This is a genomic window from Corynebacterium sp. AOP40-4SA-5, assembly GCF_052377355.1.
Taxonomy (GTDB): domain Bacteria; phylum Actinomycetota; class Actinomycetes; order Mycobacteriales; family Mycobacteriaceae; genus Corynebacterium.
On the sequence record NZ_JBQSWS010000039.1, the window covers coordinates 1 to 14,850 of the forward strand.

General features: G+C 66.7%; 15 protein-coding genes. 8 read left to right on the forward strand and 7 right to left on the reverse strand.

Annotated elements, in window-relative coordinates:
• Positions 1–71: 71 nt before the first annotated feature.
• A complete protein-coding gene (locus ACT3S3_RS14725; RefSeq protein WP_444615200.1) occupies positions 72–311 on the reverse strand; it encodes an Lsr2 dimerization domain-containing protein in 240 nt (79 codons plus the stop codon).
• Between ACT3S3_RS14725 and ACT3S3_RS14730 the strand changes: the two genes are divergently transcribed.
• Positions 237–419 carry a hypothetical protein gene (locus ACT3S3_RS14730; protein ID WP_444615201.1) on the forward strand — a complete coding sequence of 61 codons (183 nt, stop codon included), beginning with the start codon at positions 237–239 and terminating at the stop codon, positions 417–419. The genes ACT3S3_RS14725 and ACT3S3_RS14730 overlap by 75 nt on opposite strands.
• A 148-nt stretch (positions 420–567) precedes the next feature.
• Here the strand turns inward: ACT3S3_RS14730 and ACT3S3_RS14735 are convergent, their stop codons facing one another.
• Positions 568–969, reverse strand: coding sequence for a GlcG/HbpS family heme-binding protein (locus tag ACT3S3_RS14735; protein ID WP_441579771.1), 402 nt, complete (start codon positions 967–969; stop codon positions 568–570).
• 31 nt (positions 970–1,000) lie between these two features.
• Positions 1,001–1,777: an SDR family oxidoreductase gene (locus ACT3S3_RS14740; RefSeq protein ID WP_441579772.1), complete on the reverse strand. Its 777-nt coding sequence runs from the start codon at positions 1,775–1,777 to the stop codon at positions 1,001–1,003.
• Between the two features lie 100 nt (positions 1,778–1,877).
• On the opposite strand from ACT3S3_RS14740, the gene ACT3S3_RS14745 reads away from it, so the two are divergent.
• The 3 genes from ACT3S3_RS14745 (at position 1,878) to ACT3S3_RS14755 (ending at position 6,886) form a co-directional block, all read left to right on the forward strand.
• Positions 1,878–2,435 (forward strand): TetR family transcriptional regulator, encoded by a 558-nt coding sequence (locus ACT3S3_RS14745; RefSeq protein ID WP_441579773.1) that lies wholly within the window; start codon positions 1,878–1,880, stop codon positions 2,433–2,435.
• A gap of 1,048 nt (positions 2,436–3,483) precedes the next feature.
• The gene (locus ACT3S3_RS14750; RefSeq protein WP_441579774.1) at positions 3,484–5,142 is read left to right on the forward strand and encodes an AMP-binding protein; all 1,659 of its coding nucleotides are present in this window, start codon (positions 3,484–3,486) and stop codon (positions 5,140–5,142) included.
• Positions 5,143–5,392: 250 nt separating this feature from the next.
• Entirely contained in the window at positions 5,393–6,886 is a 1,494-nt protein-coding gene (locus ACT3S3_RS14755; RefSeq protein WP_441579775.1) for a diacylglycerol kinase family protein, read from the forward strand.
• On the opposite strand, the gene ACT3S3_RS14760 is transcribed toward ACT3S3_RS14755, so the two are convergent.
• A complete protein-coding gene (locus ACT3S3_RS14760; RefSeq protein WP_441579776.1) occupies positions 6,841–7,518 on the reverse strand; it encodes a phosphatase PAP2 family protein in 678 nt (225 codons plus the stop codon). The genes ACT3S3_RS14755 and ACT3S3_RS14760 overlap by 46 nt on opposite strands.
• A 2-nt stretch (positions 7,519–7,520) precedes the next feature.
• The gene (locus ACT3S3_RS14765; protein WP_441579777.1) at positions 7,521–8,963 is read right to left on the reverse strand and encodes a flavin-containing monooxygenase; all 1,443 of its coding nucleotides are present in this window, start codon (positions 8,961–8,963) and stop codon (positions 7,521–7,523) included.
• Between the two features lie 170 nt (positions 8,964–9,133).
• Between ACT3S3_RS14765 and ACT3S3_RS14770 the strand changes: the two genes are divergently transcribed.
• On the forward strand, positions 9,134–9,322 hold the full coding sequence (locus tag ACT3S3_RS14770; protein WP_301443730.1) for a hypothetical protein: 189 nt from the start codon (positions 9,134–9,136) through the stop codon (positions 9,320–9,322).
• Between the two features lie 30 nt (positions 9,323–9,352).
• On the opposite strand, the gene ACT3S3_RS14775 is transcribed toward ACT3S3_RS14770, so the two are convergent.
• Positions 9,353–9,847, reverse strand: coding sequence for a hypothetical protein (locus ACT3S3_RS14775; protein ID WP_301443731.1), 495 nt, complete (start codon positions 9,845–9,847; stop codon positions 9,353–9,355).
• Between the two features lie 96 nt (positions 9,848–9,943).
• The gene (locus ACT3S3_RS14780; RefSeq protein WP_301443732.1) at positions 9,944–11,338 is read right to left on the reverse strand and encodes an LLM class flavin-dependent oxidoreductase; all 1,395 of its coding nucleotides are present in this window, start codon (positions 11,336–11,338) and stop codon (positions 9,944–9,946) included.
• Between the two features lie 199 nt (positions 11,339–11,537).
• On the opposite strand from ACT3S3_RS14780, the gene ACT3S3_RS14785 reads away from it, so the two are divergent.
• The 3 genes from ACT3S3_RS14785 to ACT3S3_RS14795 all read left to right on the forward strand — a co-directional run.
• Entirely contained in the window at positions 11,538–13,172 is a 1,635-nt protein-coding gene (locus ACT3S3_RS14785; protein WP_444615216.1) for an ABC transporter substrate-binding protein, read from the forward strand.
• Positions 13,169–14,158, forward strand: coding sequence for an ABC transporter permease (locus tag ACT3S3_RS14790; RefSeq protein ID WP_301443734.1), 990 nt, complete (start codon positions 13,169–13,171; stop codon positions 14,156–14,158). The genes ACT3S3_RS14785 and ACT3S3_RS14790 overlap by 4 nt, the downstream gene beginning before the upstream one ends.
• Positions 14,155–14,850: ABC transporter permease (locus tag ACT3S3_RS14795; RefSeq protein WP_444626994.1), on the forward strand; the 696-nt coding region annotated here is incomplete at its 3' end. The genes ACT3S3_RS14790 and ACT3S3_RS14795, both read left to right, overlap by 4 nt.

Below are 14,850 nucleotides of genomic sequence, written 5' to 3' on the forward strand. Positions count from 1 at the left end.
CACCAGATCATTGATGACATCCCGGTGCCGCGGGTCGGTGGCGGCAGGCCACCGGGGTTCGATACTGAGGCCTACAAGGGCCGTAATGTTGTTGAGTGGGTGTTCAACAAGGTTAGGCAGTGGCGGGGGTTGGTGGCCCGGTACGACAAGTTGGCGGTGGTGTACCGGGCCGCGGCGGTGTCAGCGAATTTCTGCGCGTTGTCCGCGGACAGGTCCAGGACGTAGGCCGATCCCACGTGGCTGAACTCGACGGCATTGACCCCCTCGGTGCTAAGGAGGGTGTTGTCGAGATCGTCGAAGAACTGGGTGATTTCCTTGCGGGCCATGAGGGTGAACCCTGCCATTGGCGGATCGGTGCGACGAATTACGCCCCTGATATTATCATGATGTCAAACGCTATCCTGGCCTCAACTCAATAAGGATGAAGAGCAGCCGGGTGGATGCTTCTGATTCGGGGTGTACTTCATGGTCGAACTGATGCGCGGCGCGGTCAGAGTGACCGCCCTGCTCCCTTGCTGCCGACCGGAGCCCGTCGATGCGATCGAGCTGGTCATGCCGCTGTGTGCATCAGCTCACAGCCGCGCGAGCAATCTCGGCGTCCTGCTCTGGTGTTCCGCCAGAGACACCAAGTGCCCCGAGGAGGTTTCCTTCCGCGTCCGTAATGGGCACGCCACCTCCCATGAGCAGTAGTCCACCGCTGGTGTGGTCGAAGTGCGCGAGGGGTTCACCCAACTGCACTGGAGCGTTCAGCGATTCGCTCGGCATCTCGAACATTACCGAAGTTCGAGCTTTCGTGATGGCGAGGTCATTGGATGCCAGCCATGCTCGGTCCATGCGCTCGAAGGAGACCAGGTTTGCGCCGGCGTCGAGGACTGCGAAGACCGCGTTCAGCCCTAGTTCCCGTGCCTTGCGCTTGCCTGCATCGATAGCCCGTGTGGCTGCTTCGAGGGTGATTGTGGGCTGTGCCATAGGTTCTACTCCTTCGTTCTCTGGCGAGGAATTAGGCTTTCTGGGTCCACTCGGTTTCCTGCCACTGCTTGGCGGCAGCAATGGTTTCCTGTGGCCGCATGGTCCGGTAGTCGGGATTGTCGGACGTGATCGTTTCAACCATCGCATCGACCATTTCCTGCGGATCGGCCTGATACGCCAGTGAGTCCCCGAAGTCGGGCATGGGGATATTCGCGGTTTCGGGGTCGTACCACTGCACGTAGCTTTCAGCGCCGGTGTCGTTGAAGCCGGTGTTGAACACTCCGGGGTTCACGGTGGCGACCTTGATTCCGAAGGGCTCGAGTTCGGTCTTCATTGACCCGGCAATCGCTTCGATTGCGTGCTTGGTGGCGCAGTAGGCCCCCAGGAACGGAACAACGAGGATGCCGCCCATCGAGGAGGTCCACACGATACGTCCCTGCTGACGTTCGATCATCTTCGGTGCGATGGCCTGTACCAGTTCCAGATGGCCGAACACGTTGACGTCGAACGACTCGCGGACCCGCTGGAGCGGGATATCGACGACAGCTCCACCCTCCATCACTCCCGCGTTGAGAACAAGGACGTCTACGTCGAAGTTCGCGGCATGGGAGATGTCGATGTTGTCCCGCAGGTTCAGTTTGATGACAGTCAGCTCAACGTCGGCAGAGTGTACGTCTTCGCGGAGGCTTCGTACCTGTGGCCATGTCTCAGCGGCAGCGATGACGTCCCAACCTTGGCGGGCGAGTTCGATGGCCGCTCCACGTCCGAATCCACTGCTGGCTCCGGTGATGAGAATCTTCTGGGGCATGCGTGCTCCTTCCGTAACTAACTGGATACTTACAGTCCCGATCGTGGCACGCTCGGACCCCCGTGTCAATAACTAGTTGGTTACCTGTAGATTGGAAGCCATGCCACCCAACGCTGCCGAAACCAAGCGAAGGATCTTGGAAGCCGCCCGTAGCGAGTTCGCAGAGCGCGGCCTGGCGGGTGCGCGGGTGGACCGGATCGCCGACGCAGGCAAGGTGAACAAACGGTCGATCTACGTGCACTTCGGCCCTAAGGGCACCCTGTTCGACATCATCGTGGCTCGATCGCTGGCAGAGATGGCAGAGGCGGTCCCGTTCGAGGTCGAGGACCTGCCTGGGTATGCAGGAGCGCTGTTTGATTACCTGATTGAGCATCCAGATGTCCTGCGGTTGACTTCGTGGGCTGGCCTGGAACGCCCCGATGCTTCTGCCGGCGAGGTCGCTACATACGCGCCGAAGGTAGCAGCGCTCTCGGAGAAGTTCGGTGGGCAGGCAGTCGATGTTCTCGCCCTGCTGTTGGGTCAGGTTACGGCGTGGCAATACGCCTCCCCGGCGCTTAAGGTTCACTCGCCGGAGGAACCTTGGTCAGCTAAACACTTGAGGCATCATCGAGGGCTGCTCGTCGCGTCAGTTGCCAGCCTTATCGACATCGCGACGTAGACCTGTAACCGGTGCTAACCGACAATGGTTTGGTTTCCGCGTCCAGTCCCGCACGTTTGCTGTAACTACGCATCCATTCCGCTCTTCAGTGGAAGGCCGTCGTAGTCTGGTGCTCTTGAAATCGGCATTCTACGATGTTGAGTAAGTCGACACACATCAACGCCATACGCCTTGAGGATTGTATTCGCCTGCTTAAATCCTGGAGTTAACCATCGGGACGACTGACTATTCAAGGTGGTGTTCGGTCGGCTCACCACGAAGAGCTCAGGAAGTCGCACCACAAATTATTTCACTCACAACGTCGTTGCATGTCGATCTCCTCCCGCGCCAGCCTGTTCGGTGTTCATCGTAGGTGCCAGGCCGGCCGTCTCACCAGGCTGTCAACGTGGTCCGATACGCCAAGTTCGAGCGACTGCGCTGCGCTGAAGTTCGGTGGTGAGATAGTGTCCCACGCGACAGGCGAGCGCCTGGGTGGGAAAGCAGGTAGATACAATGGAGTACCTTGACACGTTGGTGAGAGGGTCCGTAGCTGGCTGCGTCAACCAGGGACCAGAGAGCGCCATGAGGCGTCACGTGGGACGGAGATCGGTCAGGCTCTACGCCCCGGGCACATTCTTGGGCCCCGGGGGTGCGGCAATGGGAGATGTCGGTTCATTTTTCCGTCGCCGAATGCGCCGGGGAAGACTGGCTGTGTGCTGCGGGCAGGGTACCAGCCCGGCCGGGTACTTGCTCAGGCACTGCTCCTGTTCGCTGGACCCCTCGCGCGAGGAAGCAAATACAACTACGCTGCCAGTGTGACAACCATCAGGAATCCTGAAGTTCCCCGGGTGCCAACGGTGCAAGGGGTGTCCTCCTTGGTCGGGGTCCCTCGCCTTGGTCTCCGAGATTTATCACCCGGCTGGATTCCGGGAGGGAGTAGCCGGCGTACAGATCGATGACGGCTGCACGAGCGCAGATGTCAGATTACGTTCTGGTCGAGCCAATACTGTTTGGGCCAAGTATCAGAAACAGAATCAATATTGAACGAGATAAAGGAAGTGAAGATCTGATGAGAACTACAGCACAGCAGATAATTTTCGACACGAAGGGCGTGCTTCGAGGTGCTCGGGCGGCGATCGCTGCGGGGTTCTTCACGGGTTTTCGAGCGAGGCACGGCATATCCACTGCCAAAAGCCTGGTGCATTACGGCGCATCCCTCTCTGGGTTGCTGGAAGCAGCGGCTTCCCGTTACCCCGATCGGGTGGCCTTGGTCGATGATGAAGGTGAATTGACGTTCTCGGAGTTGCGTGAACTTGCCATTCGCACCGCGAAGGCACTTGTCGTCAACGGCGTCGACGCAGATAGCCGAGTCGGGATCATGGCGCGCAACGGGCGAGGTTTTCTCGTCCCGTTGGCGGCAAAGGGTTACGTTGGCTTCTCGGCGTTTCTCCTCAATGTTGGTGCGAGCAAGGCGCAGCTCGGAAGTCTTGTGGATGAACATAGTCTGGAATTCTTGTTCGTCGACTCCGAGTTCGACAACGTTATCCCCGAGATGGGGGAGAAATTGAAGGTGTGTCATTCATGGGTCGGCCCCGACTCCCGTGAAGACATCACTTTTCCCTCCTTCGAGGATCTCTGGGCTACTCCCGGTGCGGAAGAGGTTGTTTTCGAGCGCCGACCTGTGCAGGGAAGCGTCGTGTTAATGTCCTCGGGGACGAGTGGCACGCCGAAGGCGGTCCAACACGGAGAGCCGCACGTACCCTTGGGCGTGCTCGGTCCGCCGGTGGAAACCTGCGGATTGAAGGCGGGGTGCACGCTGCAGATGACTGCAAGCATGTTCCATGTTCTCGGTTGGGGTGCGTCGACTATCGCATTGTTCGCGGGCTGCACCATCGTGACACAACGAGTCTTCGATGCTGAGAACGTACTTCGGCAGATCGATGATTACCGGTGTGATGGGTTGATCAGCTCGGCGGTCTTTCTCAAGGACAAACTTGCGATTTATAACGCTGACCCGAGCCTGTATGACACCTCTTCTCTCAAGTTCGTCCTCAATGCGGGAAACGCGATGAGTGAGGACTTGGTTCGCGGGCTGCAGGACCAGTTCGGCTATATCGTCGGTTCTGGCTATGGGTCCACGGAAGGTCTGCTCGTCTCGTACTCCAGTCCGTCGGACCTTAAGGAGGATCCGCTTACCGCGGGCCACCCGGTGTGGAATGGCCGGCTGGAGGTGCTTGATCCCGGAACTGGGGAGGAAGTGGCGGCGGGCGAGGTGGGCGTCGTTCACGCGCGTAATGCGATGTCCATGAAGGGCTATCTCGGCGGATGGGAGCGTGAAGACGCCTCGCGGGGGCTGCTGAGCCTTGGCGACAAGGGAGTCATCGACCCGGAAAGCGGGCGGTTGCGTGTCCTGGGACGCAACAACGACATGATCATCGTCGGCGGTGAGAACATCTGGCCGACATCGGTCTCGGACATTATCGACCGGGCCGACGGTGTGGTCGAGTCCTACTGCATCGGGGTGGAGGACGACGAGAAATTCCAGCGGGTCAAAGCATATGTGGTCACGGACGGTTCCGTGGATCTGGACGGAGACGACATCCGCAATCACGTGCGGGATACCTTCATGGCCCCCGCGGTGCCGCGGGACGTGGTCTTCATGAGTGAGCCGCTGCCGCGGAACCCCATCGGCAAGGTGGTCAAGCGTGAGCTCGAAGTCTTCGGTTAGGTAACGGGAGGGGTATGAGAGCCCACACTCAAGCTCTCCTGTGCCGTACTCGGCCGGTGCGGCGCGGGGTGTGGAAGCGGCTCCCGTCGTGGCGTGGTCGCCGCCGCCCGTCCCACGTGCGTCAGCCCCGGCCAGGTTGATGTCGTGCATTAGCCAGCGTCTGCTCAGTCTGGAACTGAAACGCCGGGTAGCCTGTACCCATCGGACAGTCAGCGATACATGAGCGCACGGACGTACGGAGGGCCAGGTCATGGGAAGACGTCGCCGATCACAGGCATCGGACCAGGTACTCGGTGGACTGCAACGCATGGACCACGATGTCTTTGAGTCCGTCGCCGGGGCGGACAAACCCACCCTGGACGCCGTACTGCCGCGCCTGACCACCGCGGCGAACAACTCGAAGCTGTGGATGGGTCTCGCCGGAGCCATGGCGCTCACCCGCAGGTCACCGTTGCAACGCGCCGCCGCACGCGGACTGGCCAGCCTGGCGGTCTCGAGCCTCGTGGCCAACCAGTTCGCCAAACGCTCCTGGAAGCGTGACCGGCCCGGCCACGCCTCCGTCCCATTCGCCCGCCGGATCCGGCGCTACCCGAAGTCCAGTTCCTTCCCCTCCGGCCACTCCGCCAGCGCCGCCGCTTTCGCCACCGGTGCGGCCCTGGAGAGCGCACCGGCGGGCACCGTGCTCGGTACACTCGCCGGGCTCGTCGGGTTCTCGCGCGTCTACACCGGCGCGCACTACCCCAGCGACGTCCTCGCCGGATGGGGCCTGGGTGCCGGCATCGCGCTGCTCGGCGGGAAACTGGTTCCCCCGGTGACCGCGCCCGCCACCACCACGACCGAGCACCTCTACCTTGACGAACCGCCCCGCGAGAAGGGGGAGGGGCTCGTCCTGGTGGTCAACCCGGCGTCCGGCAGCGGGACGGGGGAGCGCGTCCTCAAGCGCGTCGAGAAGGCCCTTCCCGCCGCGGAGATCGTCTCGCTGACCCCGCAGGACGACGTCGTCCGGGTCCTGGAGGACGCCGTGTCGCGCGCGGACGTGCTGGGCATTGCCGGTGGTGACGGGACCGTGGCGGCCGCCGCCGGCGTCGCGTTGTCGGCGGACAGGCCGCTCGCGGTGTTCCCCGCCGGGACGTTCAACCACTTCGCCAAGCAGATCGGCTGCGCCACCACCGACCAGACCGTCGCCGCCCTCCGCGCCGGCACGCTGGAGATGGTGGACGTGGTCACCCTGAACGGCGACACCACGCTGCTCAACACCGCCAGCATCGGCGCCTACCCACGCTTCGTGGAGACCCGCGAACGCTACGAGGGCAAGATCGGCAAGAACCTGGCCGCGGTCGTCGCCGCGTGGCGGGTGCTCAAGGACGAGCAAGCCGTGGAGATCCGTTACGACAACAGGACGCTGAAGACTTCCCTGTTCTTCCTCGGCAACTCCCTGTACCGACCCACCGGCTTCGCGCCGGTCGACCGGTCCGCCATCTGCGACGGCCTGATCGACGTGCGCATCCTGGAGATCGGCAAACCCTTCGCCCGGCTGCGCATCACCGCGTCACTGCTGACCGGCCGGTTGAGCCGCAGCCCGTTCTACCACGAGCTGCACCGGCCGGAGTTCCGGTTCGACCTGGTGGACGGACCGTCCGCGGTCGCGCACGACGGCGAGGTGGGCAAGGAGATCTCCCACGCCGACTTCGTCTCGCACTACCGCGTGCTGCCGGTGTTCCGCCCGCGCACGGCGAAGCGGTAGAACACCACGCACAGCACCAGCCAGGCGAACCCCAGCGCCCAGCCGGCGAGCACGTCCGAGGGGTGGTGCACGTTCAACGCCACGCGCGAGACGCCGACGAGCAGGACGAGCAGGACCAGAAGGACGCCGCCAGCGGCGGCGGCGCGTCGGCAGCGTCCGGCGAGGTGCCGGTAGGCGACCAGCAGGGTGCCGACGGCGACCAGCACGCCCAGGGCGTGGCCGGAGGGGAACGAGGTGCCGGACGCCTCGACCATGCGGGTGACCGGCCGGTCCCTGTCTGCCAGGTGTTTGGCCGTCTGGGAGACCAGCCCGCCGCCCCACACGCTCACCGCCAGGAATGCGGCGAGCGGCAGGTCCCGGCGGAACAGGGCCAGCCCCACCGGGACGATTACCAGCACCCGCCACACTGCGGGGGCGAGGACGGTGCTGAGGGTGTTCCACGCCGTCACCCACCAGCCGCACCGCGCGGCCATGTCCTGGGCGGCGTCCAGCGCCCGGGCGTCCGGCACGTCCACCCAGGACCAGTGGTGCACCCACCCGGCCCACAGCACGGCGTAGAGCAGCAGGGCTGCTCCGGCCGCCGCGGCGGCGACAGGGACGGGCCGGGGCACCGGCGCGGCGGACTCAGCCACCGTCAGTCACCGAACACCATCTCGCGGCGCTGGTCGCCGAGGGTGAACTCGGCCAGTTCGCGGAGGTAGTTCTGGGAGTACACCCACGGGGAGGAGTACCCCTGGGTCGGGAACCGGTCGGCGCTGCGCCGCAGGTAGGCGGCGGCGAAGTCGAACAGGGGGCGTCCGGCGTCCGGCGGCGGGGTGGCGGGGCGGTAGACCTGCACGCCGGTCTTCCACAGCTTCACCATGTAGCGCGACACCAGGTCGGAGCGCAGCGTCCACGAGCCGTTGATGTAGCCCACCGTGAAGCTGAAGTTCGGCAGGCCGGCGAGCATCATGCCCCGGTAGAAGACCTGCTCGTTGACTTGCAGGGGGCGCCCGTCCACGCTGAGTGTGCCACCACCGAACGCCTGGAGGTCCAGGCCGGTGGCGGTCACGATGACGTCGGCGCCGAGCTCCTCGCCGGAACCCACCCGGACACCGTCGGCGGTGAACCGTTCGACGGTGTCGGTGACGATGCGCGCATTGCCGCCCAGCGCGGTGAACAGGTCACCGTCCGGTGCCTTGCAGACCCGCTTCTCCCACGGCATGTGGTGCGGGGTGAAGTGCCGGTCGATCTGCTCCTCGTCCAGGTAGTTACGCTGCATCCGGCGTAGCGCGCGGGTGAACAGGCCCGGGGCACGCTGGCCGACGAGGTGCTGCACGATGTCGCGCGTGGCGTGGTGCAGCCGCGACACCGGGTAGGCCGCCCGGGTGGGCAGGACCCGGCGCCAGAAGGCGCTGATCCGGTCCACCGCCGCCATCGGGGCGACGTAGGTGGGGCTGCGCTGCAGCATCGTCACGTGTGCACCGGCGCGTTCCAGGGCGGGCACCAGGGTGACGGCGGTGGCGCCGGAACCGATGACCACGACGCGGCGTCCTGCGCAGTCGAGGTCCTCCGGCCACTGCTGCGGGTGGATGAGGGTGCCGGTGAAGTCCTCCTCGCCGGGGAAGGCAGGACGGTGGCCCCGGCCGTGCACGAAGTAGCCGGAGGCGAAGTGCACGCGCCGGGCGTGGACGGTGCGTTCACCGTCCTGCGTCACGGTGGTGACCCGGTACATCCCGCGGTCGCTGAGCCAGTCGGCGTCGCGCACCCAGGAGCAGGTGCGTAGGTGCTCCAGGGCACCGCAGTCGCGGGCGACGTTGCGGATGTATTCCTTGATGTCCACGCCCTGCCCCAACGTGCCCTCGTGCGGCCATGGGGCGAAGGGGAACCCGTAGGTCGCCATGTCCGAGTCCGACCGGATGCCCGGGTAGGTGAAGGTGTGCCATGTTCCGCCGAGATCGCTGTTGGCGTCGTGCATCTCCCACGACCAGGTCGGGAAGGCGCGGGAGACGTGGTGGGCGAGGTCGACGCCGGACAGGCCCGCACCGACGATCAGCAGGTCGAGGGGGTTTTCCGGGGTGCCGGGGTGGGGTGACATGCCCACAGCGTACAAGCGCCGGGGCCCTCCGGGGGACCGGATGGCACCCCATTGCACGAGAAAGGTTCCAGAATGACTGAAATCGCGAAAGACGTCTTCTGTTTCAGTGGTACGGAGGTCAACGTCGGCATTCTTCGTGAGGGCGACGAGCTCACGATGATCGACGGTGGGTGGCCCGGCGACGGCCCGATGGACATCCCTGGACATCCCTGGACGCCCCGGACACCCTGGACGCCCTGGAGAGCATCGAGGCGGAGGCCATCCTGCCGGGGCACGGCAACCCGTTGAACATGAACCTGGGCGAGGCCGTACGCGCCGCACGCCTGCTCGCCGAGGAGGCCGTTTTCGCAGACCACTAGGTGCAGGTCCCGCAGCGCCGGGAGGACACGTCAGTCGAACCTGATGACGTTGTCCTCCCGGTTGATCTGTCCCTGGGCACCCCAGTTGATCCACCCGCCGTCACCGTCGTTCGTGAGGGAACCGGCGTTGGAGTAGAAGTACAGGACGTAGTTCCCGCCCTTGATGTCGATCGGTTCGGCCCAGATCTGGCCCTCGGAGTTGATGTCCTGGTTCTTGTTGGCGATCGCCACGGCCGTCACGGGACCCTGGCCGTCGATGCTCTTGCCCTCGGTCTGCGTGTAGGCGATGTCCAGGCCGGCGCGGACCGCGCCGCCCCTGTCGTCCTGGTCGTTGACGGCGTCCCTGATGGAGTCCACCACCGTGACCGGGTCGATGCTGACACCGACGTCGACCTTCTGCCCGACGCCGGGTGCCGGCGCCTCCTGTGCCACCGCGGGGGACGCTGCCCCTGCTGCGACGGTTCCCGCGATGCCCACGGACAGGGCTGCGGTGACGAACTTCCTGCTGACACGTGTGTGTCCCATGATGCGCTCCTTGGAGAGTTGAGGAGTGGGTGTTGTCTGGTGGTGCTCCCCGGAGCCCCGGGGGCACCACCACCGATGGAAACATACTTCTGTGGGTTATGCCCGGGTTCGGCTCGGGGTGAACGCGTTGCGGTAGCCGGACGCCGGGTGGCTGTCCGGCAGGCGGTCACCGCCGCCCAGCCGTGAGCGCAGGGTGCCCGGCGTGTGCTCCGACCGGGCGAGACCACGCTCCCGCAGGACGGGGAGGACCTGCTCGGCGAACTCCTCGTAGCTGCCGGGGATGGTGGCGTTGATGACGTTCACGCCGCCGACACCGGCGTCGCGCCAGCGTGAGAGTTCCTCGGCGATCTGTTCCGGGGCGCCGACCACCCGCCCGGAGCGGGCACGGTTCTCCGCCAGGTCGCGCACCGTCGGCTCGCGTCCCTGGACGGCCTGCCGCAACCAGAGCAGCGTCGACTGGGTGCCCTGGGTGGTCAGGTCGCCGATCGGGGTGTCCAGGTCGGCGGCACCCAGGTCGATGCCGGTGCCGCCCGCGGCGTGGGCGAGCAGCGTGGTCAGGTCGAGGCTCTCGTCGAGCTCGCGTTCCCTGCGTCTGGCCTCCTCCTCGGTGCCGCCGACCACGAAGGAGAGTCCCTGAAAGAACGTCAGGTCCTCTGGCGCGCGGCCGGCCTCGGACACCAGCCGGCGGGTGTCCGCGATCAGCGTCGTGGCGTCCTGCGGCGACGGCGCGGTGATGAACTGTGCCTCCGCGTGGCGTGCGGCGAAGCGGCGCCCGGTGGGGGAGGAGCCTGCCTGGAACAGCACGGGTGTGCGCTGCGGCGACGGGGCTACCAGGTGCGGACCTTCTACGGAGTAGTGCGGTGAGTGGTGGTTGATCTTGTGGACCTTCGTGTGGTCGGCGTGGATCCCCGCCTCCTTGTCCTGGACCAGGGCGCCGTCGTCCCAGGACCCCTCCCAGAGTTTGTAGAGCACGTCCAGGTACTCGTCGGCGAGGGCGTAGCGGTCGTCGTGGTCGGCGAGTCCGTCGTGGCCGAAGTTGCGCCACGCGTTCTCCGAGGCGCTGGTGACGACGTTCCAGGCGATCCGCCCGCCGGTGAGGTGGTCGAGAGTGGAGATCTTGCGGGCGAACTCGAACGGCGGGGACTGGATCGGAGAGCTGGTCACGGCGATGCCGAGATGCTCCGTGGCGGCGGCGAGTGCGGACACCAGGACCGTGGGGTCGTTGCTGGGGATCTGCAGGCCGGAGTCCACGAACTTGCGCCAGTCGCCCTGGTAGTCGCCGTAGAGCCCGACGACGTCGGCGAAGAAGATGGCGTCGAACCTGGCCCGCTCCAGTGTGCGGGCCAGCTCGACCCAGTGGTCGAGGTCGTTGAAGTCGTGCTGGCGTGCCTCGGGACGCCGCCACGCGCCGTGGAGGATGTGCGAGGTGGTGTTCATGACGAAGGCCGCGAACTTGAGTGGTGGCTGGGCGGGTGAGTTGGGTGAGGTCATGCGGGGAGAGGCTACGGGGGCGCTGGTCCGGGCCGGAAGAATTGGAATCATCCCGTGGTGAATCGTTGGGGAGGCCCACCGGGCGACCCTAGGGTCGGCTCGACGCGTCCAGCCTGACCGACGAACCGAGAGAAGACCCGTGCACCGACAACGCCGAGCCCGACCCCGCCGCCCCAGACACCATCGCACACTCGTGGCCGTGGTGACCACCGCGGCAACCTGTCTCAGCCTGGCGTCCTGCGCCCCGCCGGAACGAGGTGACGGACGGGACACCGGCGTGGAGCCGGCGTCCGGCGAGTTCGTCGACGGTGGCACCGTGGAGTACGGACATGAGCAGGAACCACCCTGCGCCCACGGCGGGTGGGTGCAGAACGGCTTCCTGGCCCGCCAGTACCTCGACAGCCTGGTGTCCCTGGACGACGAGGACCGGCCCGTCCCGTGGCTCGCCGAGTCCTGGGACGTCTCCGACGACCGGCTCTCCTACACCTTCCACCTGAAGCCCGACGTGCACTTCACCGACGGCACGGTGCTGGACGCGGAGGCGGTGAAGACGAACTTCGACCTCTACCTCGGGCGCCCCGACCCGGCGACGGCGAACTCCACGGTGCTGGCCTACATCGGCGAGTACGTGGAGACCACCGAGGCCCTGGAGGACCTGACCTTCAGGCTCACCCTCGACCGTCCCTACGAGCCGCTGCTCCCGGTGCTGTCCCAGGGCTACTTCGGCATCCAGTCGCCCACCGCCCTGGCCCGGGGCGCCGAGGCGAACTGTGAGAACCCCGTGGGTTCCGGGCCCTTCATCCTGCAACGGTGGGACCGGAACCGGTCCATCACTTTCGTGCGCAACCCCGACTACAACTCCGCCCCCGCCAACGCGCGGCACCAGGGGCCCGCCTACGTCGACGAGGTCCGGTGGAAGTTCCTCAAGGACCCGGTGTTGCGCTACGGGTCGTTGACCAGCGGATCGTCCGACGTGATCTACAACGTGCCGCCGGTCGACTGGGCGGACGCCACGCGCCGGTTCCAGACCAGCCGGTACATCACCGGTGGGCGGCCGAACGCGATCATCCCCAACGCCTCCACCGCACCCTTCGACGACCCGCGCGTGCGACAGGCGCTCGCGTACTCGGCGGACCGGCGCAAGGCCGTGGAGACGGCGTTCCTGGGGGTGGTTCCCTACAACCCGAACGGTGCACTCAGCCAGTCGACCCCCGACCACGACCCCACCGCCGGCGACCAGGGGCACGACCCCGCCAGGGCCGCCGGCCTGCTCGACGAGGCGGGGTGGACGGGCCGCGACGACGACGGCGTGCGCACGAAGGACGGCCGACGGCTGTCCGCCCGCGTGGTCTACGCCGCGGACTCGGTGGTCGGCCCGGAGGGTGCCGCGGTGCTGCAGGACGTGGCGGCACAGGCCCGTGACGCAGGATTCGACCTGCAGCTCATCCCGGTGAACCGGGCGGACTGGCAGGGCGGACGCTACTCCACGGCTGACAGCTACGAGGCGTACGTGGGTTACTGGACCAGCCCCACCCCGGGACTGCTGCACATCAACTGGCGTCAACGCCTCGAGGACAGCCCCAACCCGCAGAACACCGCCTTCCTCAACGACCCGCAGCTGCAGGAGGTCATCGAGCAGGCCAACTCGGAACCGGACCCCGCCACCCGGTCCCGGTTGTACTCGCAGGCCCAGCAGGTCATCGGGGACGAGGCCTCGGCGATCGGGCTCTACACGCAGACCACCTCCCTGGCGGCCTCCCCGGAGCTGCACGACGTGTGGACGGAGAAGTCCCAGGGCGAGCCGGTCTTCCATGACGCGAGGTTCGTGAAATGACGGCGCCGACACAGCTACTGCAGCTCCCACAGCTCCCACAGCTCCCCGACCAGGTTCGCCGCTGGGCAGGCCGGCTGGCGTCCGCCGCCCTGGTCCTCTGGGCGGCGGCCACGGTGACCTTCCTGCTCCAGGTGCTCTCACCCGGCGACCGCGCCACACTCATGCTGAACCTGTCCTCCGGGGAGAGCCGGGAACGCACCCCGGAGGAGACCGCACCGGTCAACGCCGAGTTCGGGTTCACCGACCCCGTCTGGCGCCAGTACCTCGACTACCTCGGCGGTCTGCTGCGCGGCGACCTCGGCACGTCCTACCAGCTGAAGAAACCGGTCGTGGAGGTGATCGCCGCCCAGATCGGCCCCACCCTCGTGCTCACCGTCAGCTCCCTGGTCGTCGCCTGGCTCATCGTGGTCCTGGTGACCACCCTGACCGCCGGACGCCCCGGGCCGGTCGGGGTGCTCGGTTCCCTGCTGGAGACCGTCGCCGCGGGGCTGCCGCAGTACTGGCTGGGCTCGCTGCTGCTCGTCGGGTTCGCCGTCGGACTCGGCTGGTTCCCGGTGGAGAGCGGTAACCGGCCGGTGGGGCTGGTGCTGCCCGTGCTCACCCTCGCGGTCCCGCTGGCCGGGTACCTCGGGCAGGTGGTGCGCGACGAGTTCCGCGCGTCGCTGGACGAACCCTACGTGCTCACCGCACGCGCCAGGGGACGCACCGACCTGCAGGTCCGCGCCGGGCACGTGCTGCGTCACGCCGTCCTGCCGGCGGTGTCGGTGTCCGGGTGGGCCCTCGGCGCGCTGCTCTCCGGGGCGGTGATCGCGGAGACCGTCTTCGCCCGCGCCGGCATCGGCCAGACCCTCGTGACCGCGGCAGAGTCCCGCGACGTCCCGCTGGTCAGCGGCATCGTGATCGTCATCGCCCTCGTCTACACCGTGGCCAACCTCGCGGTGGACGCCCTCTACACCGTCATCGACCCCAGGATCGAGGTCCCGTGAGCACCGCCGTCCAGTCCCCGTCCACCCCGTCCGCCCCGTCCACCACACAGACGCCCCGCGGCCTGCTGGCACGGCTGCGCACGGTGAACCCGCTGCCGTCGCAGCGGGCCCACCGTGCCGCGACCGGCCTGCCCACCCTGATCGCCGGAAGCGTCCTCCTCCTTCTCTTCGTCGCCGCCGTCGCGCCGGGGGTGCTGGCCCCCTACGACCCGTACGCGATCGACCTCGACGCCGTCCTCCAACCGCCGGGGCCGGCGCACCCCTTCGGCACCGACCTCTCCGGGCGGGACCTGCTCAGCCGGATCATCGCCGGCACCGGCGCCTCCCTGCGCATCGGTTTCGGCGCCGTGGCGGTGGCGACGGTGCTCGCCGTGGTGCTGGGCACCGCCGCAGGCCTGTCGCGCACCGTGGCGGGGATGCTGGCCAACCGGTCCATCGAGCTGCTCTTCGCCTTCCCGACCGTCCTGCTGGGCCTGCTCATCGCCTCGACGTTCGGTCCGGGCGCCACCACCCTGGTGGTCGCCATCGGCATCGGCATCGCCCCCGGGTACGCGCGCATCGTGCGCGGCCAGGTGCTCGCCGTGCGCAACGCCGCCTACGTCGAGGCGGCGGCGGTGCTGGGGCACACGCGCTGGAGGACGTTGCGGCAGCACGTCGCGCCGAACTGGCCTTCCCCGCAAATCGTGGACAGA

Coding starts and splice junctions, on each gene's coding strand:
- ACT3S3_RS14790 (WP_301443734.1), top strand. CDS start 13,169: ATGACGGCGCCGACACAGCTACTGCAGCTCCCACAGCTCCCACAGCTC.
- ACT3S3_RS14735 (WP_441579771.1), bottom strand. CDS start 969: ATGGCACAGCCCACAATCACCCTCGAAGCAGCCACACGGGCTATCGAT.
- ACT3S3_RS14765 (WP_441579777.1), bottom strand. CDS start 8,963: ATGTCACCCCACCCCGGCACCCCGGAAAACCCCCTCGACCTGCTGATC.
- ACT3S3_RS14775 (WP_301443731.1), bottom strand. CDS start 9,847: ATGGGACACACACGTGTCAGCAGGAAGTTCGTCACCGCAGCCCTGTCC.
- ACT3S3_RS14780 (WP_301443732.1), bottom strand. CDS start 11,338: ATGACCTCACCCAACTCACCCGCCCAGCCACCACTCAAGTTCGCGGCC.
- ACT3S3_RS14750 (WP_441579774.1), top strand. CDS start 3,484: ATGAGAACTACAGCACAGCAGATAATTTTCGACACGAAGGGCGTGCTT.
- ACT3S3_RS14745 (WP_441579773.1), top strand. CDS start 1,878: ATGCCACCCAACGCTGCCGAAACCAAGCGAAGGATCTTGGAAGCCGCC.
- ACT3S3_RS14755 (WP_441579775.1), top strand. CDS start 5,393: ATGGGAAGACGTCGCCGATCACAGGCATCGGACCAGGTACTCGGTGGA.
- ACT3S3_RS14740 (WP_441579772.1), bottom strand. CDS start 1,777: ATGCCCCAGAAGATTCTCATCACCGGAGCCAGCAGTGGATTCGGACGT.